Here is a 22,765-nt window from a genome sequence, read left to right on the forward strand (position 1 = left end):
TCAGCTTTCGCCCTTGCGGCGGGTCAGCCACGCGGCAACCCATCCCGCCGGGATGAGGAGCAACAGCGCGTAGTAGCCGAGCGCGGGTTTGAAGGCGGCCACCACGAAAGCGTTGAGCATCGCGAGCGTGGCCAGCAACGAGCCGGCGAGCCACCGGTCGGTGACCGAATCGGCGCTCATGGCCACGGTCCGGTCCCGGCGGACGATGAGCACCATCGCCGACTGGGCGGCGCTGCTCGCGAAGATGGTGCCGGTGTAGAACATCGCCGCGAAGCGGTTCGCCCCGAACGAGCCGGTGATCTCGGTGGGAAACGGTAGCACGGCGATGGTGAAGATCCACAAGAAGTTCACGTACACGAGCGGCGTGCTGTAAGCGCGGACCTCTTCGAAGATCCGGTGGTGGCCCCACCACATCCGCGCGATCACCACGAAGCTCAGCACGAAGCTGAAGATCGGGCCGAAGTTCTTTGTGATCGCCTCGACCGGTTCGGCGTGCTTCGCGACCAGCTCCGGCACGATGTCCGCCAGCGGCAGGACGAGCAACGTCAGCGCGATGGCGACCACGGCATCGGTGAAGAAAACGAGGCGTTCGACTGATTTCTTCCGCTCCACACCTCGATCCAACCATCCCGCCGGACTGCGCGGAAGCGGTCCCGGTGGTCCACTCAGGACGGACGGTCACCGGTGCGGCGCGGAACCCCCAGGATCGTGAACGCCTGGGGGTTCCGGCTCGACCGCCACCCGGCGATCGCCGAACCCGGCCGCCGCGCCGCCGCCGGGGTCCGCGGCGCGGCGACCGGGAGTTCAGGGCGCGAGGGGTTGCTCGCGTTCCAGCCGCAGCTGCAGCGTGTAGCCGAAGAAGCGCGCCAGCACCATGACGTTCGTGAACGCGGCGTCCGCGGCCGCCGGGTTGGTCTCCAGCCGCCACAGCGTGATCGGCCGCAGGCCGAGCGCCGCCGCGAACTCATCGCGGCTGTGGCCGGCTTCGCGGCGCAGCCGGTGCAGGTTCCGCTGCAGGCGCCACGCCTCCGTCATGCCGTGCGTGTCCGCGCAGACCTCACCGTGCGGCATGCGGTCACGCCACGGGTGCCGCTGCTCGCCCGGGTCGTCCTCGACGAGCAGCACCCGCACCCGGCATCCGAGCTGCCGCGCGTACGCGTCGAGGAGCGGCAACGTGCTCGTGGTCAACGCCCGTGACGTGTACGCGTGGATGGTCGGCGCCCCCACGCCGAGCACCCGGCCCATCTCCCGGAGGCCCCAGCCCTGCGCCAGCCGGATTTCGGCCAGCCTCTCCGTTGCGGCATGGAGCTGTTCGAGCACCGGCGGTCGCGAGCTCACCGCGCCGCCTGTGAGCTCCGGCTGCCCCGGAAGCACGGACGGCAATCCCGGCCGCGGTCCCGGTTCTCCCCCAGCTCCTGCGAAAGCTCACTGCGGAACGCCCACCGCGTGGGAATGACCGGCCCGCTCGCGGCGCACTCGGGGACCAGGACGTCGCGGTCCGGATCCTGCAGTTGGGCACGAAGGTACCGGTGGTTGCGCGTGTCCTTCGCCCAGAAGTGCACGGCGTACTGCTGCGCTTCTCCCACGTCTGCAGAGGCACCTGGCTCCGAAATCTTCGCCGCCATGCCGATCTTCCTCCCCCACGATCCGTGTCGTATCGCCTACAGTGAGACAACACCACATGATCTGCAAATTATGCAAGATCGCACGTGTATCACTCCCCGAAAGGATCAACCGGCATGCGTGACAAGCCCGGTCTGCGGCGGCGTCGACTGGTCGGCGCGCTTCGCCGACTTCGCGAAGAAGCCGGACTGAACCTCACCCAGGCCGCGCAGGCTGCCGGCTTCAGTGAGGCGAAGCTGTCTCGGGTGGAGGCCTTCAAGAGCTCGATCAACGGCGACGACACCTACGCCCTGGCGATGGCATTGGGCGCAGATGAGGCCACAGCGAACGCGCTCGTGGTGCTCGCGCGGAGCGCCAGGCAACGCCTGTGGTGGGATTCGTATCTGGGCGAAGGACTCGGCAGGTTCGGAGACTTCCTGGAGCTGGAAAGCGATGCGGTCGAGATCCGCCAGTACGTCATCGACTTGATTCCCGGCCGGCTGCAAACGCCGGAGTACACCCGCGCAGTGATGAAACACTTCTTTCCGGACGCCGAAGTCGAAGAGATCGAAGCGCGAGTGCAGCTGCGCCTCGATCGGCAGAGCCGGATCGCGGCTCCAGTGTGGTACATCGTCGATGAAGCGGCATTGATCCGGCCGGTAGGCGGTCCCGAGGTGATGGCGGACCAGCTCGACCGGCTCGCAAACGAGGCGAGCAAGCCGCGCAACACCTTGCAGATCCTTCCGACCGACGTGACCGGGCATTCTGCGATGGGCGCGACTTTCTCCCTCTTCCGCCTATCCGACGATTCGATCTATGCCACGCAAGACACCTTGACCGGCGGGATCTACTTCGAAGATCGCGCAGAAGTTGCGGTGTACGAAGCTGCGTGGAGTCGACTGCAGGCCACCGCTGTGGACTTCGAGCGCAGCGTTAAGCTCGTCCGGGAATCGAGAGATAGGCACCGGAGCGCATCATGAGCGAGGAGTTTGCGGGCAGGTGGCGCAAGGCCTCCGCCAGCAACGCCAGTAGTGATTGCGTCGAGGTCGCAGTGGCAGGCCATGGTGAAGCCTGGGGCATCCGGGACTCGAAGGACCCCCGCGCGGGGTACATCGAACTCGGCGGCGCTGGGTGGCAGGGTCTGCTCGAAGCGATCAAAGCGCAGTAGTCACCACAGGAAGCCCCCGGCGAATCGTGAACGCCGGGGGCTTCCTCGCGTCCGGGGCTGATCCGTCCACTCAGGACGATCATGTGCGCAACCTCTCGCCCGCCGCTTTCGTGACAGCCTCGGCGACCGTCGCGAGGGCGGGTGAGTCGAGTTTCCACTGCTGCCAGTAGAGCGGGACGTCGGCGGGCCGGTCGGGGGCGAGGTCCACGAGCGGGTCGCCGTGGAGCCGGAGTTCGGGCAGCTGCAGTTCCGGGACCATGCCCCAGCCGAGGCCTGCGGCGACCGCGTCGGCGAACGACTCCGAGGACGGGACGAAGTGGCGCACCCCGCCGATGACCGGCCGGCGGGTGACGCTGCGGACGAACCGGTCCTGGAGGTCGTCCTTGGGGTCGAACAGAACCACGGGCGCGTCGGGCAGGGCTTGGCGCAGGGGCCGGTCCGCGAGCCACCGCGAAACGAACGCCGGTGCCGCGACAGCGCGGTAGCGCATCCGGCCCAGACGCGTCGACGTGCAGCCCTGCACCGGGTGCGGCGCCGAGGTGACGGCGGCCATCACCAGGCCCTCGCGCAGGAGCGCGGCGGTGTGGTCCTGGTCGTCGCTGCGCAGGTCGAAGCAGATCGGCGGATCGGGCGGCACGGCAGCGAGCGCGGGCAGGAACCAGGTGGCCAGGGAGTCGGCGTTCACGGCGATCGGCAGGGTCGTCGGGCCGCTGTCCGCGAGCCCGAGTTCGGCGCGCGTGTCGGCTTCCAGCCGCGTGAGCTGGCGCGCGAACCGCACCAGCACCTGACCCGAATCGGTGAGCCGCACGGGTTTCGCCCGCTGGATCAGCACGCGGCCCATGCGCCGCTCCAGCGCCTTCACCCGCTGGCTCACCGCCGACGGAGTCACGTGCAGCACCGCCGCCGCGCGGTCGAACGACTGCTCGTCGACGACCGCGAGCAGCGTCCGCACCTGGTCGAGAGGAAGATCCGACATCACGAGCGCTAATGTTACGTAAGAATCTTTAGCTGGTCTGGTGTCGCGGGCGGACCTTACGGTCGAAGCCGTGGTTCCCGCACTCGCGGCCGGCTTCGGCACCGGCCTCTCGCTCATCGTCGCCATCGGCGCGCAGAACACGTTCGTCCTCCAGCAGGGCCTGCGCGGCGGCTCAGTCGTGCCGCTCATCGCGCTCTGCGCGCTGTCCGACGTCGTCCTCATCGCCGCGGGCGTGAGCGGCGTCGGCGTGGTCCTGCACCGCTGGCCCGCCGCCATCACCACCATCGGCGTCGCCGGCGGCCTGTTCCTGGTGACGTACGGCTTTCTCGCGGCCCGCCGCGCCTTTCGGCCCGGCGCGCTGACCGTCGGGGCCGTAGAACCGGTTTCGCCGGGCCGCACAGTGCTCACGGGACTCGCGTTGACCTGGCTCAACCCCCACGTCTATCTCGACACGGTCCTGCTGCTGGGCTCCGTCGCCGCCGGCCACGGCAGTTCCCGCTGGGTCTTCGGCGCGGGAGCGGCACTCGCGAGCGCGGTGTGGTTCTCCGCGCTGGGTCTCGGCGCCCGGAGGCTCGCTGGCCTCTTCGCGCGACCTGCTGCCTGGCGGGTGCTCGACGCCCTCATCGCGGCGACGATGACCACGCTCGGCGTTTCCCTGCTGGTCACACAGCTGCAGACCTAGGGACAACCGGCGTATTCACCACCAACGGGACATCCAGCGTTGCAATTAGCTCTGAATCAGAGCTACCTTGACGGCATGGCCCTTCCTCCCGATCTCGCCGAGCGGCTGATGTCCGCCGTCCTCGGGGTGCGGCGCGTGGTTCGGCGACGGGTGCGGGCGGAGGTGTCGGGTCCCCACCTGCCCGGCGCGCAGAGCGAGCTGCTGCGGGTCGTCGAGCGGCAGCCGGGGATCGGGGTCGCGGCGGCGGCGCGCGAGCTGAACCTGGCGGGCAACTCCGTGAGCACGCTGGTGAACGTGCTCGTCGAGGCCGGGATGCTGCGCCGCGAGGTCGATCCGGCCGACCGGCGCGCCGCGCGGCTGGAGGTCACCGACGCGGCGCACGAGCGGATGGCGAGCTGGCGCAAGGCGCGCACGGGCCTCGTGTCGGCCGCGCTGGAGAACCTGTCCGAAGCGGACACCGAGTCGATCGCGGCGGCACTGCCCGCGCTGGAAAAGCTGATGGACGTCCTGAAGGAGGAGGCGTGACCGACCTCGAAACCCAGCCGGCACCGGCGGTGCGGATCACGGACCTGACGCACTCGTTCGGCGACAAGAAGGCCGTCGCCGGTGTCGACCTGGAGATCGTGCCCGGCGAGATCTTCGGGCTGCTCGGCCCGAACGGTGCGGGCAAGACGACCACGATCCGCATGATCACCACGCTCCTGCCGATGGATTCGGGATCGATCACCGTGTTCGGGGTGGACGTCGCGAAACGGCGGATGGCCGTGCGGCGGCTGATCGGCTACGTGCCGCAGCAGCTGTCGGCCGACGGAGCGCTGACCGGGCGCGAGAACGTGGCGCTGTTCGCGCGCCTGTTCGACGTGCCACGCGCACGCCGCCCCGAGGAGGTGCGCCGCGCATTGGAGCTCGTGGGCCTGCTCGACGAAGCCGACCGGCCCGTGGGCGGCTACTCCGGCGGCATGATCCGCCGGCTGGAGCTGGCGCAGGCGCTGGTGAGCTCGCCACGGCTGCTGGTGCTCGACGAGCCGACGGTGGGCCTCGACCCGGTGGCCCGCTCGGCCGTGTGGGACCGCATCACCGAGATCCGCGTGCGCACCGGCATGACCGTGCTCGTGACGACGCACTACATGGACGAGGCCGAGCAGTACTGCGACCGCGTGGCGCTCATGCACAGCGGGCGCATCCGCGCGCTCGGCACGCCGGCCGAGCTCGAGGCCGAGCTGGGCCCGGACTCCACATTGGACGACGTGTTCCGGGCGATGACCGGTGACGCGCTGCAGAGTGAAACAGGAGGGATGCGCAATGTCCGCGCCACTCGCCGCACCGCCCGTCGTCTCGGCTGACCCGGGGCCGCTCGAACAGCTGCGGATCCTGCTCTCGCGCATCGGCGCGATGTGCCTGGTGGAGCTGCAGAAGCTGCGCCGCGACCAGTCGGAGCTCATCACGCGCGCGATCCAGCCCGCGCTGTGGCTGCTGATCTTCGGCGAGACGTTCACCCGGATCCACGCCATCCCCACCGGCTCGATCCCCTACCTCGACTACCTCGCGCCCGGGATCCTCGCGCAGTCGGCGCTGTTCATCGCGATCTTCTACGGCATCCAGATCATCTGGGAACGCGACGCGGGCGTGCTCGCCAAGCTGCTCGTGACGCCGACACCGCGCGCCGCGCTCGTGGCGGGCAAAGCGTTCGCGGCGGGTATTCGCGCGCTCGTGCAGGCGCTGATGGTGCTCGTGCTCTCGGCGATCCTCGGCGTCGGGCTCACCGCGAACCCGCTGCGGCTGCTGGGCATGGTCGTGGTCGTGATCCTCGGGTCCGCGTTCTTCTGCTGCTTCTCGATCGTGATCGCCGGCATCGTGCTTTCGCGCGAGCGGCTGATGGGCATCGGACAGGCCATCACGATGCCGCTGTTCTTCGGGTCCAACGCCCTCTACCCGGTGGCCCTGATGCCCGGCTGGCTGAAGGTGCTGAGCCACCTCAACCCGTTGAGCTACCAGGTGGACGCACTGCGCGGACTTTTGATCGGCACCCCGGCCAACCTCGCGCTGGACTTCGGCGTCCTTGTGGGTGCGACGGCGATCGCCATCGGCGTCGCTTCGGCACTGCTCGGAAGGTTGGCCCGATGAAACACTCGTCCTCGCACCCCACAGCTTTTACACGAGTCCCGTCGTAGGTTGGGAACCGTGGCAAAAGGCAAGGGGGTAGCCCCGTTCCTCGGGTTGTGCGTCCTGGCGGGCGTCCTGGTCGCGGGCGTGCTGGCGCCCGTCACGATCGGTGCGGGCGTTCTGTCCAATCAGGTCAGTGACTCCGTCGACGCGATCTCCGCGGACCTGGAGCACGCGGACCCGCCACTCGTGACGACCGTGACGGACCGCAATGGCGGCGCGATCGCGACTTTGTACTCGCAGTACCGCGTTCCGGTCACCGCGGCACAGATCTCCCCCGCGATGAAGGCCGCGATCGTCGACATCGAGGACCGCCGCTTCTACTCCGAAGGCGGCGTGGACCCGCAGGGCATGCTGCGCGCCGCGGTCAACGACAGCTCGGGCGGCAACCTGCAGGGCGCGTCGACGATCACGCAGCAGTACGTGAAGAACTACCTCATCAACGTCGTCGACCGGGGGGACAAGTCGGCACAGGAGAAGGACCGGGAAGATTCGCTGGCGCGCAAGCTGCGTGAGGCCAAGATGGCGGTGCAGCTGAGCCAGAGCGTGTCGAAGGACGACGTGCTCGCCGATTACCTGAACGTGGTCGAGTACACCGGCACCGTGTACGGCGTCGGCGCGGCGGCGCAAGCGTACTTCGAGACCAGCGCGGACAAATTGACCGTGCCGCAAGCCGCATTGCTCGCGGGCATGGTGAACAACCCGAGCGTCTACAACCCGTACACGCATCCGGACAACGCGCTCAAGCGGCGCAACGCCGTCATCGACGCCATGGTGTCGGCGAAGTCGATCCCCGCTTCCTACGGAGCCGAGGCGAAAGCGACCCCGCTCGGCGTGGTCGGCACGGCCCCGCAAGCGCCGTCGAGCACCTGCATGGGCGTGGCGCCGGACGCCGGGTTCTTCTGCCAGTACGCAGTGGACTACCTCGAGCAGGCGGGCTTGACCGCTGACCAGATCGACACCGGCGGCTACGTCGTGAAGACGACGATGGACCCACGCGTGAGCCAGGTCGTCAAGGACGCCGTGGACGCCAACGTCCCGACCACGCAGGACGGCGTGGCCAACACGTTCGCCGTCGTGCAGCCGGGCGCCGGCGGACACCAGGTGCTCGCCATGATCGCCAACCGCAACTACGGCACGGACGCGTCCCAGGGCGAGACGTCGACGAACATCGTCGCGAACGCGAGCAACAAGTTCGGCGCCGGTTCGTCGTTCAAGATCTTCACCACGGCCGCCGCGATGGTGGCGGGCAAGGCGGGGCTGAACACGCCGCTGCCCAACCCGTTCAGCGACTGCTTCATGCCGCCGAACGCGAACAAGTACACCCACTGCTACCCGGTGAGCAACGACGGCACGAGCTACCCGAACCCCATCTCGGTCGCCAACGGGCTGGCGACGTCGCCGAACGTCGCGTTCGTGGGGCTCGAATCGCAGGTCGGCATGCCGGCCGTGCTCGACATGGCCCGGAAGCTGGGGCTGCGCAACACCATGGCGACCAACGACGCGGGCAGCACGCCGATCACCGACCCGTCGGACGCGCGGTCGAAGAACCCGCAGTACGACGAGCCGCAATCGCAGTACTTCCAGAACCTGCTGTCGTTCACGCTCGGCAACAGCCCGGTGAGCCCGCTGGAGATGGCGAACGTGTCGGCGACGTTGATGAGCGGCGGCACGTGGTGCCCACCGAACCCGATCCTGTCGGTCACGGACCGCAACGGCCGGCCGGTGCCGGTGAAGCAGCAAGCGTGCGAGCAGGTCATCCCGACGGGCGTGGCGAACACGCTGGAGGCCGGGCTGTCGCAGGACACCACGATCGGCACCTCCGCCGCCGCGGCGCACGCCGCCGGCTGGACCCGCCCGGACATCGGCAAGACCGGCACCACGCAGGAGTCGGAGTCCGTCGCCTTCGTCGGCGGCGTCGACAACTACGCCGTCTCTTCGATGGTGTTCGCCGATGGCTCGCACCCCACCGAAATCTGTCCCGGCACACCCGTCCACCTCGGCAACTGCGGGCACGGCGCGTTCGGTGGCACGGTGGCGGCACCGCCGTACTTCCATGCGATGAGCACCCTGCTGGCCGGTGTCCCCGACACCCCCATCCCTCCGCCGGACCCGCAATACCTCGGCGGGCACTGAACACCCGCGGCGGGAGCCGGCCACCCGGCCGCCGCCCGCTGCGGGTAATGCTCAGCCGAACAGCGGCGGCGGCAGTTCCTCCGCCAGGACGATCGACTTCAGCTGCGTGTACATGTCCAGCGTTTCCTTGCAGTACTCACGCCCCAGGCCGCTGCCCTTGTAACCGCCGAAGGGTGAGCCGTCGACGAGGTTGAAGTACTGGTTGACCCAGACGGACCCGGCCTGGAGGCGGTCGGCCGTGCGCATCGCGTTCTTCAGGCCCGTGGTGTAGACGCCGGCGGCGAGGCCGTACTCGACGCCGTTCGCCTGGTCGATCATGGCGTCGAAGTCCTTCCAGCGGATCACCGACAGCACGGGGCCGAAGATCTCCTCCTGCGCGATGCGGCTGGAGTTCTCCGTTTCGAACACGGTGGGCTCGATGAACCAACCGTGCTCGCTGCCGGCGACGGAGGCGCGGCCGCCGCCGGTGACGAGCGACGAGTCGGCGCGGCCGGAGTCGATGTAGTCCAGCACGCGCTGCCCCTGCTTCTCCGACACTAGGCAGCCCAGGCGCGTGGCGGGGTCCAGCGGGGACCCCACGCGCACACCCTCGAAACTCGCGCGCAGCTTGCCCAGAAAGTCGTCGTACAGGTCGTCGTGCACGAACAGGCGGGTACCGGCGAGGCACGACTGGCCGTTGCAGTACGTGGCGGCGAATGTCGCGTTGTCGATCACGCGGTCGAGGTCCTCGATGTCCGGGAACACGATGTTCGGGCTCTTGCCGCCCAGCTCCAGCGACACCGGCACGAGCCGGTCGGCGCCGGCGTGGGCGACGAGGCGGCCTACCTCCGCGGAGCCGGTGAACGCGAGCTTGTCGACGTCCGGGTGCGCCGTCAGCGCCGCGCCCGCCTCCTCGCCGAAGCCCGGCACGACGTTCACCACACCGGGCGGGAAGAGCTCGGCCAGCTTCGCACACAGCTCCAATGTGGACAGTGACGCGTTCTCGTCCGGCTTGAGCACCACGGTGTTGCCCGCCGCGAGCGCCGGGGCGAGCTTGAACGCCGTCATGATGGCCGGCACGTTCCACGGGATGATCTGGCCGACCACGCCGATCGGCTCGCGCTTGGCGATCGCCCAACCACCGGTGACGGGGTGGTTCCAGCCGTCGTGCGTCACGGCCGCCGCGGCGAAGAAGCGGTACTGCCCCACGGCGATCCGGTGGTCCAGCGGGGTTTCGAAGATCGTGCGGCCGATGTCTTTCGTGTCGATGGTCGCGAGCCGCTCGGCGTTGGCCTCGATCCAGTCGGCGAGGCGGTGCAGCAGCAGCGCGCGCTCCCCGGGCCGCGTCGCCGACCACTTGGGGAATGCCGCGCGGGCGGCGGCGACCGCGGCGTCGACGTCGGCCTTGCCGCCCCGGGTGATCGTGGCGAGCTGCTCGCCGGTCGCGGCGTCCACCGCCGGGAACGTCTCGGTCGAAAGCGAGCGGAACTCACCGTTGATCAGGGGTTCGTAGTGGGAAGCGAGCGCCGGTTCGACGGTCACGGTGATCCTCCTCCGCGTGCGTGAGTTGCTTGCCCAGCGGAGTATTCGGGACCGTGACGGACAGTCAACGCAGCGTGCGCTCCGCGTCCCCCGGCGTGCGCGAACCGGCCGATCCGCCGCGCAACGTCTCGGCCGGGCTGCACCCGAACAGCCGCCGGTGCTCGACACTGAACCGCCCGGCGTTGCCGAATCCCCAGCGCGCCGCGACGGCCGCCACCGTCGTGTCCTCCGGCGACCGCTCCCGCAGCTCCGCGTGCGCGCGCCGCAGCCGCGTCTCCCTCAGGTACGCCACCGGCGACGGCCGCCCGGCCCGTGCGAACGCCGCCTGCAGGCCGCGCACGCTCAGCCGTGCCGCCGCGGCGATCTCCAGCAACCCGATGTCGTCACCGGCGTTCAGCTCGATGAACGCTTCCGCCCGCCGCACCGCCGCCGGCGACACCTGCCCGGCGGGCGCGGGGTCGTCGGCGCCGAACGTGCTGGGATAGGCCTCCAGCAGCGCCGTCGCCGCGAGCCGGAAGAGCTGCGCGGCCAACAGCGGGCTGCCGGCCATCCCGCCGGCCGCGCGCGATTCGTCGAGCAGGAGCCGCGTCGCGGTGTCCCACCGGCGCGCCGCGGCCGCCGACACCGGCGCGCCGAGCCCGAACCGCACCGGGCGCGGCTCGTCCCAGCCACGCAGCTCGGCGGCGACGCGTTCGAGCCCGTCGCGATCCAGCACGGTGTTGAGCACTTCGGCATCCTCGTACCAGCGCAGCTGGTAGGAGCCGTACGCGTCCATCACCAGCGCGCCGGAGCCCGCGCCGACCAGTCCGTCGGCTGCCGACCGCACCGCGAAACGGCCCTTGAGCGGGCGCGTGACGAGCACGAAGTCGTCGAACGGCACCGGGTCCACGCGCACCTCGGCCCCGCCGTAGACGAGGTCGAACAAGCGCACCTTGGCGAACCCGCGCGAGCTCTGCCGGCAGACGAACCCGCGCGAGCCGCCGACGAGGTCGAGCCGGTGCGGGCAGTAGACATCGCTGAGCCGGGAGCGCGCCTCGTCCGGGTCGTGCGTGTCGACCTCGGGTTTCACCGCAGCACCCATGGCCCGGCCCCCTTCGGCCGCTCTAGCGCCTTCCTGACGATCGTAAATTGTATTACAGTGGCGTTCTCCTGACGGCCGCCACGGGAAATGAGGTCAGCCGTGCAGCTCACGCCCAGTGCCCACGTGGATTCGTTCTGCCGGGACAACTTGCCTCCCTTCGACCAGTGGCCGGAGTTGCACTTCGACCTGCCCGAACTGCACTACCCCGAGCGGCTCAACGCCGCCACCCGGCTGCTCGACGGAGCCGTCGCGAAATGGGGACCCGACCGGCCCGCGGTGCTCTCGCCCACGACCAGCTGGACCTACGGCGAACTGCTCGCCCGTGCCAACCGGATCGCCGGCACGCTGAGGAGCCTGGGCGTCGTGCCCGGCAACCGCGTGCTGCTGCGCGGCCCGAACACCCCGTGGCTCGCCGCGTGCTGGCTCGGCGTGCTCAAAGCCGGTGCGGTCGCCGTGGCCACCATGCCGATGCTGCGCACCCACGAGCTCACGAAGATCGTCGACGCCTCCTGCCCCACCCTGGCACTGGCCGACCACCGCTACACCGAGGACCTGCTGCCGTTCGACCTGCCGCTGATCGCCTACGGCGGCGACGGCCCCGACGACCTCGCCGCGCGCAGCGCCCCGCAGCCCGCGACGTTCGACGACGTCGAGACCGCCGCCGACGACGTCGCGATCCTCGCGTTCACCTCGGGCACCACCGGCCGGCCGAAGGCCACCATGCACTTCCACCGCGACCTGCTCGCCATCGCGGACACGTTCTCGCGGCACGTCGTGAAACCCGAACCGGGCGACGTTTTCACCGGCACGCCGCCGCTCGCGTTCACCTTCGGGCTCGGCGGGCTGCTCGTGTTCCCGCTGCACGCCGGCGCCGCCACGCTGCTCATCGAACGCGCGACCCCGCTCGAGCTCGCCGATCTCGCGGCGGAGCACCACGTCACCGTGCTGTTCACCGCGCCCACCGCGTACCGCGCGATCCTCGCGTCCGACCGCCGCCCGCTGCTCGCCGGTCTGCGCCGCGCGGTCTCGGCGGGCGAGGCGCTGCCCGCGAGCGTCGCCACCGACTTCCACGAGGCGACGGGCCGCCGGCTCATCGACGGCATCGGCAGCACCGAGATGCTGCACGTGTTCATCTCCGCCGCCGACGAGGACACGCGTCCGGGCTGCACCGGCCGCGCCGTGCCGGGCTACCGCGCGCGGATCGTCGACGACGAGGGCAGACCCGTGCCCGACGGCACCCCCGGACGCCTCGCCGTCCAGGGGCCGACGGGCTGCCGCTACCTCGCCGACGACCGCCAGACCGTGTTCGTCGAAGACGGCTGGAACCTCACTGGCGACACGTACGTGCGCGACGAAGACGGCTACTTCCACTACCGTGCCCGCAGCGACGACATGATCGTGTCGTCGGGGTACAACATCGCGGGTCCAGAGGTCGAGGAAGTGCTGATGGGCCACCCCGACGTGCTGGAGTGCGCGGTGGTCGCGGCCCCGGACGAGGCACGCGGCTCGATCGTGGCCGCGTACGTGGTGCTTCGCGAAGGTGCGGACGACGGGCCGGCGAAGGTCAAGGAGCTGCAGGACTACGCGAAATCCGTTGCGGCGCCGTACAAGTACCCGCGGCGCGTGGAGTTCGTGGCCGGGCTGCCCCGCAACCCCAGTGGTAAGGTCCAACGGTTCCTCCTGCGCCGCCGCGCGGCGGGGGAGACCGCCGAACCGCAGCCCGTCAGTGCGAGCGGACCGGGCTCAGGTTCCACCCGAGCGTGACCACGGTGCCGTCCGCGCCGCTCGTGATGTCGGCGTGGTCGGCGCTCGCCCGCAACAGGAGCAAACCGCGGCCCCGCAAGGAAACCGGGTTCGGGTCGTCCACCGGTGCGCGCCAGAGCCCGTGGTCGGTGATCACGACCTCCACGCGGCCCGGGCGCAGCACCGCTTCGAGGTCGACGAGGCCGGGCGTGGTGCCATACGCGTGATCGGCGACGTTCGCGAGCGCTTCGTAGCTCGCGAGCACGATGTCCTGCGCCAGGTCGTCTTCGACGCCCGCGGCGCGCACCCACGCAGTGAGCGCGTGGCGCAGCGTCCGCAGCGCACCCGGCTCGGCCACGACGCCAGGGCAGTTCAGCGGGGTGACCTCCCGCCCGGCGGCGTCCTCGGGCACGGCCACGGTCAGGCCCCCGTTCCCAGGGCGCCGCTGAGAGCCTCGTCGACAGTGGGGAACAGGCCGATCCACGCGTCGAGACCGGTGCTGGTGAGCGGGCGGGACGTCGCGTTCGACGTGGTGACCACGCGCAGGCGCTGCTCCCCCAGCCGCTGGTGCGCGGCGGCCAGCACCTGGAGCCCGGCGGAGCTGAGGAAGGTGACGCCGCGCAGGTCCACCACGAGGACGTCCGGGCTCTCGTCGACCGCACCGGACACGACCTCGTCCAGTTCCGGAGCCGTGACCAGGTCGATCTCGCCCGCCACGGTCACCACCGCGGCGGGCCCGCGCCACCGCACGGAGACCAGCAGATCGCCGCTGTCGCGAGGGCTCGGCACATCCGGCGGAGAAGACGTCACGAGATCCCATCGTGCAGGATCCGCGGCACGTCCGCCACTGCCGGCGCTCAGCGCGGCAGCTTCACGACGGTGACGAAGAAGTCGTCGATCTGGCGCACGACCTCCACGAACCGGTCGAAGTCCACCGGCTTGGTCACGTACGCGTTGGCGTGCAGGTCGTAGCTGCGCAGGATGTCCTCCTCGGCTTCCGACGTGGTGAGCACGACGACCGGGATGCTGCGCAGTTCGGGAGTCGCCTTGACCTCGGCGAGGACCTCGCGGCCGTCTTTGCGGGGCAGGTTGAGGTCGAGCAGGATCAGGCCCGGCCGCGGCGCGTTGGAGTACCGCTCCTCGCGGCGCAGGAACTGCAGCGCCTCGACGCCGTCGGCCACCACGTACAGGGCGTTGCGGATCTTGTGGTGCTCGAACGCTTCCTGCGTCATGAGCACGTCGCCCGGGTCGTCCTCGACGAGGAGGATGTCGATGGGGGCCATGGTGTCGGTCATGCGTCCTCGTTCCCGGTCGCGGTCAGGGTCTCGGTGTGCGCGGGGCCGGCGTCCGTGCCTGGCACCGGCAGGGTGAAGCGGAAGCGGCTGCCCTCGGCCACGTCGGTGTCGAGCCAGATCCGGCCGCCGTGGTACTCGACGATCTTGCGGCACATCGCCAGCCCGATCCCCGTGCCACCGTAGGCCGACTTGCTGTGCAGGCGCTGGAAGATCACGAAGATCCGCTCCGCGTACTGCTCTTCGATACCGATCCCGTTGTCGGACACGGAGAACAGCCACTCGTCGCCATCGCGCTCGGCGCTCACGCGCACCACGGGCGGCTGCTCGCCGTGGAACTTCAGGGCGTTGTTCACCAGGTTCTGCAGCACGGCGGTGAGCAGCGACGCCTCGCCGCGCACCTCGGGCAGCTCACCGCGCTCGACGCGGGCGCCGGTCTCCTCGATCACGGCTTCGAGGTTGCCGAGCGCTTCGTCGAGCAGCTTCCCGGTGTCCAGCACCGTCATCTCGCCGCCGCGGCGGCCGACGCGGGAGAACGACAGCAGGTCGTTGATGAGCGCCTGCATGCGCTTGGCACCGTCGACGGCGAACGCGATGTACTGTTCGCCGCGTTCGTCGAGCTGGCCCCGGTAGCGGCGTTCGAGCAGCTGGCAGAAGCTCGCGACCTTGCGCAGCGGCTCCTGCAGGTCGTGGGAGGCCACGTAGGCGAACTGCTCGAGGTCCGAATTGGACCGTTCGAGGGCCTGCGTGCGGGCGTCGAGCAGGGCGTGGGCGCGCTCCAGCTCGTTGACCTCCTCGACGATCCGCACGCGCATGGCGTCGACGTCGGCGCCGAGCTCCACGAGCTCACGCGGGCCGCTGCCGTGCACCGGCCGGTGGATGTCGCCGGTGTTCGACACCGCGCGGACCTCGGCGGCCAGGCGGGTGATCGGGTCCGTGATCGTGCGGCGCAGCCCGAAGAACAGCAGCACGAACAACACCACGACGAGCCCGGCGATCACGGCCAGGAGCACGGTCAGCTGCGTGGCCGCGCGGTTGAGGTCGCCGCGGCCGTCGTCGCGCGCCGCGGTCAGGTGCGCCGACAGCGTGTCGAGCGTGCCGCGGACGCGGTCGAACAGCGTCTTGCCGGCGTCGGCCGCACCGGTGCTGGGCCGCGACGCGCCGGGCGCGGTCGGCACGGCGACCGCGGTCTGCCAGGTGCCGGCCGCCCGCAGTACGGCACCGAGGTCGTCGCCGGCCCCGGTGCCCGGGGTGGCGCCGAGTCGGCGCAACTCGTTCACGGCCGCGTCCTGCTGCTCTCGGCCGGCCACGTAGGGCTGCAGGAAGTCGCGCTGGCCCGTGAGCAGGAACCCGCGGATGCCGGTCTCCTGGTTCAGCAACGCCTGCGACAGCGCGTTGGCCTGCAACAGCTGCGGATCGGTCTCGTCGAGCAGCCGCGTCCGCGCGTCGTTCAGGTTCCTCACGGCGATGCCACCAGCGATCAGCGCGGCGAGGAGCAGCACGACCTCGACGATCCCGAACACGGTCACCCACCGGCGGATCGGCCAGTGCGACTGCGCGTCGGCGTAGCGGCTCATCGGGCCGGCCCCGGCTCGGGCAGGTGCGTGAGCATCGTGAGCGCGACGTCGTCGTCGAGCGGGCCTGAGTTGAGGTCCTCGACCCGCGTGATGAGCCGGTCGAGCACCGCGGCGTGGTCGGCGCCGCGGCCGGCCTCGCGCAGCAGGTCCACCAGGAGCCGGCCCATCTCCTCGTGGCCGAGGCGCTCGGGACCGGGGCCGACACGGCCTTCGAAGATGCCGTCGGTGTAGAGCACGAGGGACCAGCCGGGCTCGAGCGCGACCTCCAGCGGGTCCCAGCGGGCGTCGGGGACCACGCCGAGTGGCACGCCCAGCTTGTCGCCGGGCAGCAGCCGGCCGGTGCCGTCGCCGGAGATCAGCAGGGGCGGCGGGTGCCCGGCGAGGCTCATCCGCAACGACCGGCGGCCGGGGGCCACGACGACCGTGCACAGCGTCGCGAACAGCGGGCGGATCCGCTCGTGGACGAGCACGCGTTCGACGGTCGCGAGCACCTCGGCCATCGGCATCCCGGCCAGCACGAGCGCACGCCACGCGATGCGCAGGGCGACGCCGAGCGCGGCTTCGTCGGGCCCGTGGCCGCAGACGTCGCCGATGACCAGGTGCACCGTGCCGTCGGTGAGCTCGACGGCGTCGTAGAAGTCGCCGCCCAGCAGCGATCCGTTGCGGCCCGGGCGGTACTTCGACGCGAGGTGCAGGCACGGGTCGGCCAGTAGCGGGGTCGGCAGCAGGCCGCGTTCGAGGCGCGAGTTCTCACTGGCCAGCAGCTGTTGCTGCAGCAGCTGCTGCTCCACCTGCTCGGCGCGCTTGCGCTCCCAGGCGTAGCGCAGCGCCTTGCCCAGCAGCGGCCCGTCGACCTGGTTCTTGCCGAGGTAGTCCTGAGCGCCGGCCGCGACGGCGGCGACGCCGGTGGTCTCGTCGTTCTGGCCGGTCAGCACCACCACGGCCGTGGCGGGCGCGTGCCGGCGCAGCCGGGTCAGGCCGGTGAGGCCCATCGCGTCGGGCAGCTGCAGGTCGAGCAGGACGCAATCGGCCGAAACCGGGCCGTCGAGCGCTTCGGTGAGCGTGCGCGCCCGGGCGAGCGTGGCCCGCACCCCGGCGTCGGCGAGCATCTCTTCGACCAGCAGCGCGTCGCCGTCGTCGTCTTCGATGAGGAGCACACGCAGTCGCGCGCCGGGCGCCACCGGGCCGTTTCCGGGGACCACCGGGGTGGTGTCCCGCTCCAGTGCGTTCGACAGAGCAACCAGCCTTTCGGGATACGCGCCGGCCCCGCCACGCGGTGCCGGGGCGGCACGAAGGAGAGCCCTGGTGCGGAGGAGATCCGCTCCCGGGCTCGAAGGCTGCCTTTTCAACCTCCGCACACCCTAGCCCGGCCTGCCCGTGGGACCTATGCCGGACATGCCGGAGTGCCGGCTACACGGTGAACCGGTCGGGGCCGGCGGCCTGCCAGTCGGCCGCCCACTCGGGCGGCGGCTCGGCGAGCAGCCGCCCGGGCTCGAGCCAGTCGTAGAGCTGTTCGGAGGAGCGGATCGTGTGCGGGTCGATCCGGCGGCGGGCATGTGCGGGCGGAGCTCGGCCGGGTCGGACACGCCCATCGCGGCCATGATCTGCAACGCACCGGCGACCGTCGAGCGCTGGTAGCGGTGCACGCGCTCGGACTTGTCGGCGACGTCGAGCGCGCGCCCGCGCCGCGGGTCCTGCGTCGCGACACCGACGGGGCACTTGTTGGTGTGGCAGCGCTGCGACTGGATGCAGCCGACGGCGAACATCATCGCGCGCGCCGCATTGGTGTAGTCCGCGCCCTGCGCGAGCCGCTTCACGAGGTCGGCGCCCGTGGCGACCTTTCCACTGGCGCCCAGGCGGATCCGGTCGCGCAGGCCCGTGCCGACGAGTGCGTTGTGGACGGTGATCAGCCCTTCGGTGAGCGGCGTGCCGAGGTGGTCGGCGAACTCCAGCGGCGCGGCACCGGTCCCGCCCTCGGACCCGTCCACGACGATGAAGTCGGGCGTGACGCCTTCGTCGACCATCGCCTTGCACGGCGCCAGCACCTGCCGCCGCGACCCGACGCACAGCTTGAAGCCGGCCGGTTTGCCGCCGGCCAGCTCCCGCATGCGTGCGATGAACTGCACGAGCTCGCGCGGCGTCTTGAAGACCCGGTGGTACGGCGGGGAAATCACCGTCTGTCCGATGGGGACTTCGCGCACGCGCGCGATCTCGGCGTTGACTTTCGATCCCGGCAGTGCTCCCCCGATGCCGGGTTAGGCGCCTTGGGAAAGCTTGAGCGACACGCACTTCACCGCGTCGTGGGCGGATTTCTCGGCGAACTCGCCGGGATCGAAGTCACCATCCTCGGTGCGACAGCCGAAGTACGCGGTGCCGAGCTCCCAGATGAGGTCACCGCCGCCGCGCAGGTGGTGCTCCGAGACGCCGCCCTCGCCCGTGTCGTGGGCGAACCCGCCGCGCCGCACCCCGGTTGAGCGCCAGGATCGCGTTGGCGGACAAGGAACCGAAGCTCATCGCCGATACGTTCAGCAGCGCCATGTCGTACGGCTTGGCGCAGTCCGGGCCACCGATCCGCACGCGCGGCGGCGTCTCGGGCTGCGGCACCGGCGCCATCGACGGCACCAGGTACTCGTGCCTGCTCTCGTACACGTCGCGCTCGGTCCCGAATGGCTCCTCCGCGTCCGTGCCCTTCGCGCGCTGGTAGACGATGCTGCGCACGTCGCGGTCGAACGGGCGGGCCGTCGAAGTTGCGCTCGACGAAGTACTGCTGCAACTCCGGACGGATCGCCTCCAGCAGGAAGCGCGCGTGGCCGAGCACCGGGTAGTTCCGCAGCACCGAATGGCGCCGCTGGCACACGCCGTACACCCCCGTGAGCGCGAGCCCCAGCAGCGCTGCCGCGAGGAACCACCATCACGGGCTCACGGCCACCGCCGGCACCGCAGCGGTGCCGCGAGGAACCACCACCACGAGCAGCACGACCGCGCCGAACCTGATCGTACTGAATCCACGCACGGAGGAGAAGGTAGCCGTCGCGGTGCTGCGGCGCAGGTCGGTGTGGCTGCGGTCGTGGCGAGCCGGCCCCGTTCGCGCGCTGTGTCCGGATTTCCCCGCACCACAACGGCGCCGGGCCGGCGCGGAATCGGTCCGCACCGGCCCGGCGCCGTCAGTCAGGGGAAACCCCTCGTCAGTAGGCCAGGTTCGGCCGCAGCCACCGCTCCACTTCTTCGAGGTCGAGACGCCGGCGGCGGGCGTAGTCCTCGACCTGGTCGCGGCCGAGGCGGCCGACGGTGAAGTAGCGCGACTGCGGGTGCGCGAAGATCAGGCCGCTGACGGCGGCGGCCGGGGTCATCGCGTAGGACTCCGTGAGGCCGATGCCGAGCTCACGGGCACCGAGCAGGTCGAAGAGGTCCTTCTTCTCGCTGTGGTCGGGGCTCGCGGGGTAGCCCAGCGCCGGGCGGATGCCGCGGAAGCGCTCCGCGTGCAGGTCCTCCAGCTTCGGCTGCGCGTCCGGCTCGAACCAGCGCCGGCGGGCCTCCAGGTGGAGGTGCTCGGCGAACGCTTCGGCCAGGCGGTCGGCCAGGGCCTTGACCATGATCGCGCGGTAGTCGTCGTGCTCGGCTTCGAAGCGGGCGGCCAAGTCTTCGGCGCCGTGGATCGCGACGGCAAAACCGCCGAGGTGGTCGCCGGCCGGGGCGAGGTAGTCGGCGAGGCAGCGGTTCGCGCGGCCTTCGGGCTTCTGCGTCTGCTGGCGAAGCATCGGGAAGCCGCGGCCGGCGTACTCGCCGTCGAGCAGGATGTCGTCGCCCTCGGAGTGCGCGGGCCAGTAGCCGTACACGCCACGGGCGGTGAACGAGCCGTCGGCGATGATCTGGTCCAGCAGCGTGTTCGCGTCGTCGAAGAGCTCACGCGCGACGGGCTGCTCGAGGATCGCCGGGTACTTGCCCTTGAGCTCCCAGGCCAGGAACAGGAACTGCCAGTCGACCATCTCGCGCAGCTCGGCGATCGACGGCTCGGCCACCCGCAGCCCGGTGAACTCCGGCACGGGCAGGTCGTCGAACGGCACCCGCTCGCGGTTGGCGCGGGCCTGCTCAAGCGTGAGCAACGGTGTGGCGTGGCGGTTCTCGTGCTGCTCGCGCAACCGCTGCTGCTCCGCGCGGTTGGCGGTGTCGAGCGCGTCGGAGCGGTCCGTGTCGAGCAGGTCGGACACGACCCCCACCACGCGCGACGCGTCGAGCACGTGCACGGTCGTGTGGTCGTACACCGGCGCGATCTTCACCGCGGTGTGCTGCTTCGACGTGGTGGCACCACCGATCAGCAGCGGCAGCTTCAGCCCGCGCCGCTGCATCTCCGTGGCCACGGAGACCATCTCGTCGAGCGACGGCGTGATCAGCCCGGACAACCCGACCACGTCGGCGCTCTCGGCCACGGCCGTGTCGAGGATCTGCGCGGCGGGGACCATCACACCGAGGTCGATCACCTCGTAGTTGTTGCAGCCCAGCACCACGCCGACGATGTTCTTGCCGATGTCGTGCACGTCGCCCTTCACCGTGGCGAGCACGACCTTGCCCTGGCCGCGCGAGGTGTCGATGCGGCCCTCGGCGCGCATCTTCTCCTTCTCCGCCTCCATGAACGGCTCGAGGTAGGCCACCGACCGCTTCATCACGCGGGCGCTCTTGACCACCTGGGGCAGGAACATCTTGCCGGAACCGAACAGGTCGCCGACGATCTTCATGCCGTCCATCAGCGGGCCCTCGATCACCTCGAGCGGCCGGTCGAACTGCAGGCGCGCCTCTTCGGTGTCGGCCTCGATGAAGTCGACGATGCCGTGCACCAGCGCGTGCGACAGCCGCGCCGCGACGGGGCCGTCGCGCCAGGACAGGTCCACCGTCCGCTTGGTCCCGCTGCCCTTGACCGTCTCGGCGAACTCGACGAGCCGGTCGGTGGCGTCTTCGCGGCGGTCGAAGAGCACGTCCTCGACCAGCTCCAGCAGGTCCTTCGGGATGTCCTCGTACACGGCCAGCTGCCCGGCGTTGACGATGCCCATGTCGAGCCCGGCGCGCACGGCGTGGAACAGGAACGCCGAGTGCATCGCCTCGCGCACCACGTCGTTGCCGCGGAAGGAGAACGACAGGTTCGAGATGCCACCGGAGGTGTGCGCGCCCGGGCAGCGCTCCTTGATCAGCGGCAGCGCTTCGATGAACGCCTTGGCGTACCCGTTGTGCTCGCTGATGCCGGTGGCGACGGCCAGCACGTTGGGGTCGAAGATGATGTCCTCGCCCGCGAATCCGGCCTCGCGCGTGAGCAGGTCGTAGGCGCGGGCGCAGATCTCCACCTTGCGTTCGGTGGTGTCGGCCTGGCCCTTCTCGTCGAAGGCCATCACGACCACGCCGGCGCCGTAATCGCGGATGCGGCGGGCCTGCTCGAGGAACGGGCCCTCGCCCTCCTTGAGGCTGATGGAGTTGACCACGCCCTTGCCCTGCACGCACCGCAGGCCGGCTTCGAGCACGGGCCAGCGCGAGCTGTCGATCATCACGGGGATGCGGGCGACCTCGGGCTCGGTGGCGATGAGGTTGAGGAACTTGGTCATCGCCTCCTCGGACTCGAGCAGGTCGGCGTCCATGTTCACGTCGAGCAGGTTGGCGCCGCCGCGCACCTGCTCGAGCGCGACGTCGACCGCCTCCTGGTACTTGTCGCCCTCGATGAGGCGGCGGAACTTCGCCGAGCCCGTGACGTTGGTGCGTTCGCCGATCATCACGAACCCGGTGTCCTCGCCGATCGAGAACGGCTCGAGCCCGCTGAAGCGGGTGCGGTGCGGCTGCTCGGGCACTGGGCGCGGTGCCAGGCCCCGTACGGCTTCGGCGATCTTCGCGATGTGCGCGGGTGTGGTGCCGCAGCAGCCACCGACGATGTTCACCATGCCCTCGCCCGCGAACTCGCCGAGCATGTGGCCGGTCTCGCCGGGCGTCTGGTCGTAGCCGCCGAACGCGTTGGGCAGCCCGGCGTTGGGGTGGCACGCGGTGTAGGTGCCGGCGATCTTCGCCAGCTCCTCCACGTGCGGGCGCATCTCGGCGGCACCCAGCGAGCAGTTCACGCCCACGACCAGCGGTTCGGCGTGCGCGATGGAGCTCCAGAACGCCTCGACGGTCTGGCCCGACAGCGTGCGGCCGGACAGGTCCACGATCGTCACCGAGATCCACAGCGGCAGGTGCGGCGCGACCTCGCGGGCCGCGGTGACCGCGGCCTTGGCGTTGAGCGTGTCGAAGATCGTCTCGATGAGCAGCAAGTCGACCCCGCCGTCGGCGAGAGCCTTGATCTGCTCGGCGTAGGCGGCCTTGACCTCGTCGAACGTCACGGCGCGAAACGCCGGGTCCTCCACGCGCGGCGAGAGCGACAGCGTGACGTTCAGCGGGCCGATCGAGCCGGCCACGAAGCGGCCGCCGAACTCGTCGGCGGCCTGGCGCGCCAGGGCGACGGCGCGCAGGTTCATCTCCCGCACGTGGTCTTGCAGGCCGTAGTCGGCCTGGCCGATGCTCGTGGCGGTGAACGTGTTCGTCGTCGTGATGTCGGCGCCCGCGGCCAGGTACTGGCGGTGCACGTCGAGGACCACGTCGGGCTTGGTGAGGTTCAGCAGGTCCGGGTCGCCGGTGACGTCCTTGGGGTGGCCTTCGAGCCATGGTGCGCGGTAGTCCTCGGGGGTCAGGCCGGCACTCTGCAGCATCGTGCCCCACGCGCCATCGAGCACGGCGATGCGCTGGTCGAGCAGGTCCCGCACGTCTTGAGTCCTGCGCTGCTGAGTCTTGCGCTGCTGGGTCATGCCACCTCC

General features: G+C 70.5%; 23 protein-coding genes. 9 read left to right on the forward strand and 14 right to left on the reverse strand.

What is annotated here, in order from left to right:
• From I6J71_RS29900 to I6J71_RS29910, 3 genes are all read right to left on the reverse strand, one after another.
• A complete protein-coding gene (locus I6J71_RS29900; protein WP_204089919.1) occupies window positions 1–612 on the reverse strand; it encodes a TMEM175 family protein in 612 nt (203 codons plus the stop codon).
• A 192-nt stretch (window positions 613–804) separates the two neighbouring features.
• A complete protein-coding gene (locus I6J71_RS29905; protein WP_204089920.1) occupies window positions 805–1,338 on the reverse strand; it encodes a helix-turn-helix transcriptional regulator in 534 nt (177 codons plus the stop codon).
• The gene (locus tag I6J71_RS29910) at window positions 1,335–1,625 is read right to left on the reverse strand and encodes a hypothetical protein (protein WP_204089921.1); all 291 of its coding nucleotides are present in this window, start codon (window positions 1,623–1,625) and stop codon (window positions 1,335–1,337) included. Before I6J71_RS29910 ends, I6J71_RS29905 begins: the two co-directional genes overlap by 4 nt.
• Before the next feature lie 114 nt (window positions 1,626–1,739).
• Here I6J71_RS29910 and I6J71_RS29915 point away from each other — a divergent pair, with 114 nt between their 5' ends.
• Together I6J71_RS29915 and I6J71_RS29920 are read left to right on the forward strand one after the other, a co-directional pair.
• Entirely contained in the window at window positions 1,740–2,582 is an 843-nt protein-coding gene (locus I6J71_RS29915) for a helix-turn-helix transcriptional regulator (protein WP_204089922.1), read from the forward strand.
• On the forward strand, window positions 2,579–2,770 hold the full coding sequence (locus I6J71_RS29920) for a DUF397 domain-containing protein (protein WP_204089923.1): 192 nt from the start codon (window positions 2,579–2,581) through the stop codon (window positions 2,768–2,770). Before I6J71_RS29915 ends, I6J71_RS29920 begins: the two co-directional genes overlap by 4 nt.
• Window positions 2,771–2,849: 79 nt before the next feature.
• Here I6J71_RS29920 and I6J71_RS29925 read toward each other — a convergent pair whose 3' ends face one another.
• Entirely contained in the window at window positions 2,850–3,746 is an 897-nt protein-coding gene (locus I6J71_RS29925; RefSeq protein ID WP_204089924.1) for a LysR family transcriptional regulator ArgP, read from the reverse strand.
• A 70-nt stretch (window positions 3,747–3,816) separates the two neighbouring features.
• Between I6J71_RS29925 and I6J71_RS29930 the strand changes: the two genes are divergently transcribed.
• The 5 genes from I6J71_RS29930 (at window position 3,817) to I6J71_RS29950 (ending at window position 8,727) form a co-directional block, all read left to right on the forward strand.
• Window positions 3,817–4,428, forward strand: coding sequence for a LysE/ArgO family amino acid transporter (locus I6J71_RS29930; protein ID WP_204089925.1), 612 nt, complete (start codon window positions 3,817–3,819; stop codon window positions 4,426–4,428).
• 75 nt (window positions 4,429–4,503) lie between these two features.
• Window positions 4,504–4,953, forward strand: a complete 450-nt coding sequence (locus tag I6J71_RS29935; RefSeq protein WP_204089926.1) for a MarR family winged helix-turn-helix transcriptional regulator — start codon at window positions 4,504–4,506, stop codon at window positions 4,951–4,953.
• Window positions 4,950–5,771 (forward strand): ABC transporter ATP-binding protein, encoded by an 822-nt coding sequence (locus tag I6J71_RS29940; RefSeq protein WP_204089927.1) that lies wholly within the window; start codon window positions 4,950–4,952, stop codon window positions 5,769–5,771. The genes I6J71_RS29935 and I6J71_RS29940 overlap by 4 nt, the downstream gene beginning before the upstream one ends.
• Window positions 5,731–6,552: an ABC transporter permease gene (locus I6J71_RS29945; protein ID WP_204089928.1), complete on the forward strand. Its 822-nt coding sequence runs from the start codon at window positions 5,731–5,733 to the stop codon at window positions 6,550–6,552. The genes I6J71_RS29940 and I6J71_RS29945 overlap by 41 nt, the downstream gene beginning before the upstream one ends.
• A gap of 57 nt (window positions 6,553–6,609) precedes the next feature.
• On the forward strand, window positions 6,610–8,727 hold the full coding sequence (locus tag I6J71_RS29950) for a transglycosylase domain-containing protein (RefSeq protein ID WP_370541988.1): 2,118 nt from the start codon (window positions 6,610–6,612) through the stop codon (window positions 8,725–8,727).
• Window positions 8,728–8,778: 51 nt separating this feature from the next.
• Here I6J71_RS29950 and I6J71_RS29955 read toward each other — a convergent pair whose 3' ends face one another.
• Both I6J71_RS29955 and I6J71_RS29960 read right to left on the reverse strand, forming a co-directional pair.
• Complete coding sequence (locus I6J71_RS29955) at window positions 8,779–10,248, reverse strand: aldehyde dehydrogenase (protein ID WP_204089930.1); 1,470 nt, start codon at window positions 10,246–10,248, stop codon at window positions 8,779–8,781.
• 64 nt (window positions 10,249–10,312) lie between these two features.
• Window positions 10,313–11,329 carry an AraC family transcriptional regulator gene (locus tag I6J71_RS29960; protein ID WP_204089931.1) on the reverse strand — a complete coding sequence of 339 codons (1,017 nt, stop codon included), beginning with the start codon at window positions 11,327–11,329 and terminating at the stop codon, window positions 10,313–10,315.
• Window positions 11,330–11,428: 99 nt separating this feature from the next.
• Here I6J71_RS29960 and I6J71_RS29965 point away from each other — a divergent pair, with 99 nt between their 5' ends.
• Window positions 11,429–13,093 carry an AMP-binding protein gene (locus I6J71_RS29965; RefSeq protein WP_204089932.1) on the forward strand — a complete coding sequence of 555 codons (1,665 nt, stop codon included), beginning with the start codon at window positions 11,429–11,431 and terminating at the stop codon, window positions 13,091–13,093.
• Here the strand turns inward: I6J71_RS29965 and I6J71_RS29970 are convergent.
• From I6J71_RS29970 to I6J71_RS51185, 7 genes are all read right to left on the reverse strand, one after another.
• The gene (locus I6J71_RS29970; RefSeq protein WP_239153995.1) at window positions 13,053–13,490 is read right to left on the reverse strand and encodes an ATP-binding protein; all 438 of its coding nucleotides are present in this window, start codon (window positions 13,488–13,490) and stop codon (window positions 13,053–13,055) included. The genes I6J71_RS29965 and I6J71_RS29970 overlap by 41 nt on opposite strands.
• A 2-nt stretch (window positions 13,491–13,492) precedes the next feature.
• Entirely contained in the window at window positions 13,493–13,882 is a 390-nt protein-coding gene (locus I6J71_RS29975; RefSeq protein WP_204089933.1) for an STAS domain-containing protein, read from the reverse strand.
• A gap of 47 nt (window positions 13,883–13,929) precedes the next feature.
• A complete protein-coding gene (locus I6J71_RS29980) occupies window positions 13,930–14,367 on the reverse strand; it encodes a response regulator (protein WP_204089934.1) in 438 nt (145 codons plus the stop codon).
• Window positions 14,364–15,941 carry an ATP-binding protein gene (locus tag I6J71_RS29985; protein ID WP_204089935.1) on the reverse strand — a complete coding sequence of 526 codons (1,578 nt, stop codon included), beginning with the start codon at window positions 15,939–15,941 and terminating at the stop codon, window positions 14,364–14,366. Before I6J71_RS29985 ends, I6J71_RS29980 begins: the two co-directional genes overlap by 4 nt.
• Window positions 15,938–17,143 carry a PP2C family protein-serine/threonine phosphatase gene (locus tag I6J71_RS29990; protein WP_239153996.1) on the reverse strand — a complete coding sequence of 402 codons (1,206 nt, stop codon included), beginning with the start codon at window positions 17,141–17,143 and terminating at the stop codon, window positions 15,938–15,940. The genes I6J71_RS29985 and I6J71_RS29990 overlap by 4 nt, the downstream gene beginning before the upstream one ends.
• A gap of 159 nt (window positions 17,144–17,302) precedes the next feature.
• Window positions 17,303–18,142: a glutamate synthase-related protein gene (locus I6J71_RS29995; RefSeq protein WP_370541989.1), complete on the reverse strand. Its 840-nt coding sequence runs from the start codon at window positions 18,140–18,142 to the stop codon at window positions 17,303–17,305.
• 54 nt (window positions 18,143–18,196) lie between these two features.
• Window positions 18,197–18,406, reverse strand: coding sequence for a glutamate synthase-related protein (locus I6J71_RS51185; protein ID WP_370541990.1), 210 nt, complete (start codon window positions 18,404–18,406; stop codon window positions 18,197–18,199).
• A gap of 23 nt (window positions 18,407–18,429) precedes the next feature.
• On the opposite strand from I6J71_RS51185, the gene I6J71_RS49065 reads away from it, so the two are divergent.
• Window positions 18,430–18,645 (forward strand): hypothetical protein, encoded by a 216-nt coding sequence (locus I6J71_RS49065; RefSeq protein ID WP_239153997.1) that lies wholly within the window; start codon window positions 18,430–18,432, stop codon window positions 18,643–18,645.
• Window positions 18,646–19,126: 481 nt separating this feature from the next.
• On the opposite strand, the gene metH is transcribed toward I6J71_RS49065, so the two are convergent.
• Entirely contained in the window at window positions 19,127–22,756 is a 3,630-nt protein-coding gene (gene metH, locus I6J71_RS30000; protein ID WP_204089936.1) for a methionine synthase, read from the reverse strand.
• Window positions 22,757–22,765: the final 9 nt, after the last annotated feature.

Source organism: Amycolatopsis sp. FDAARGOS 1241, assembly GCF_016889705.1.
GTDB lineage: Bacteria > Actinomycetota > Actinomycetes > Mycobacteriales > Pseudonocardiaceae > Amycolatopsis.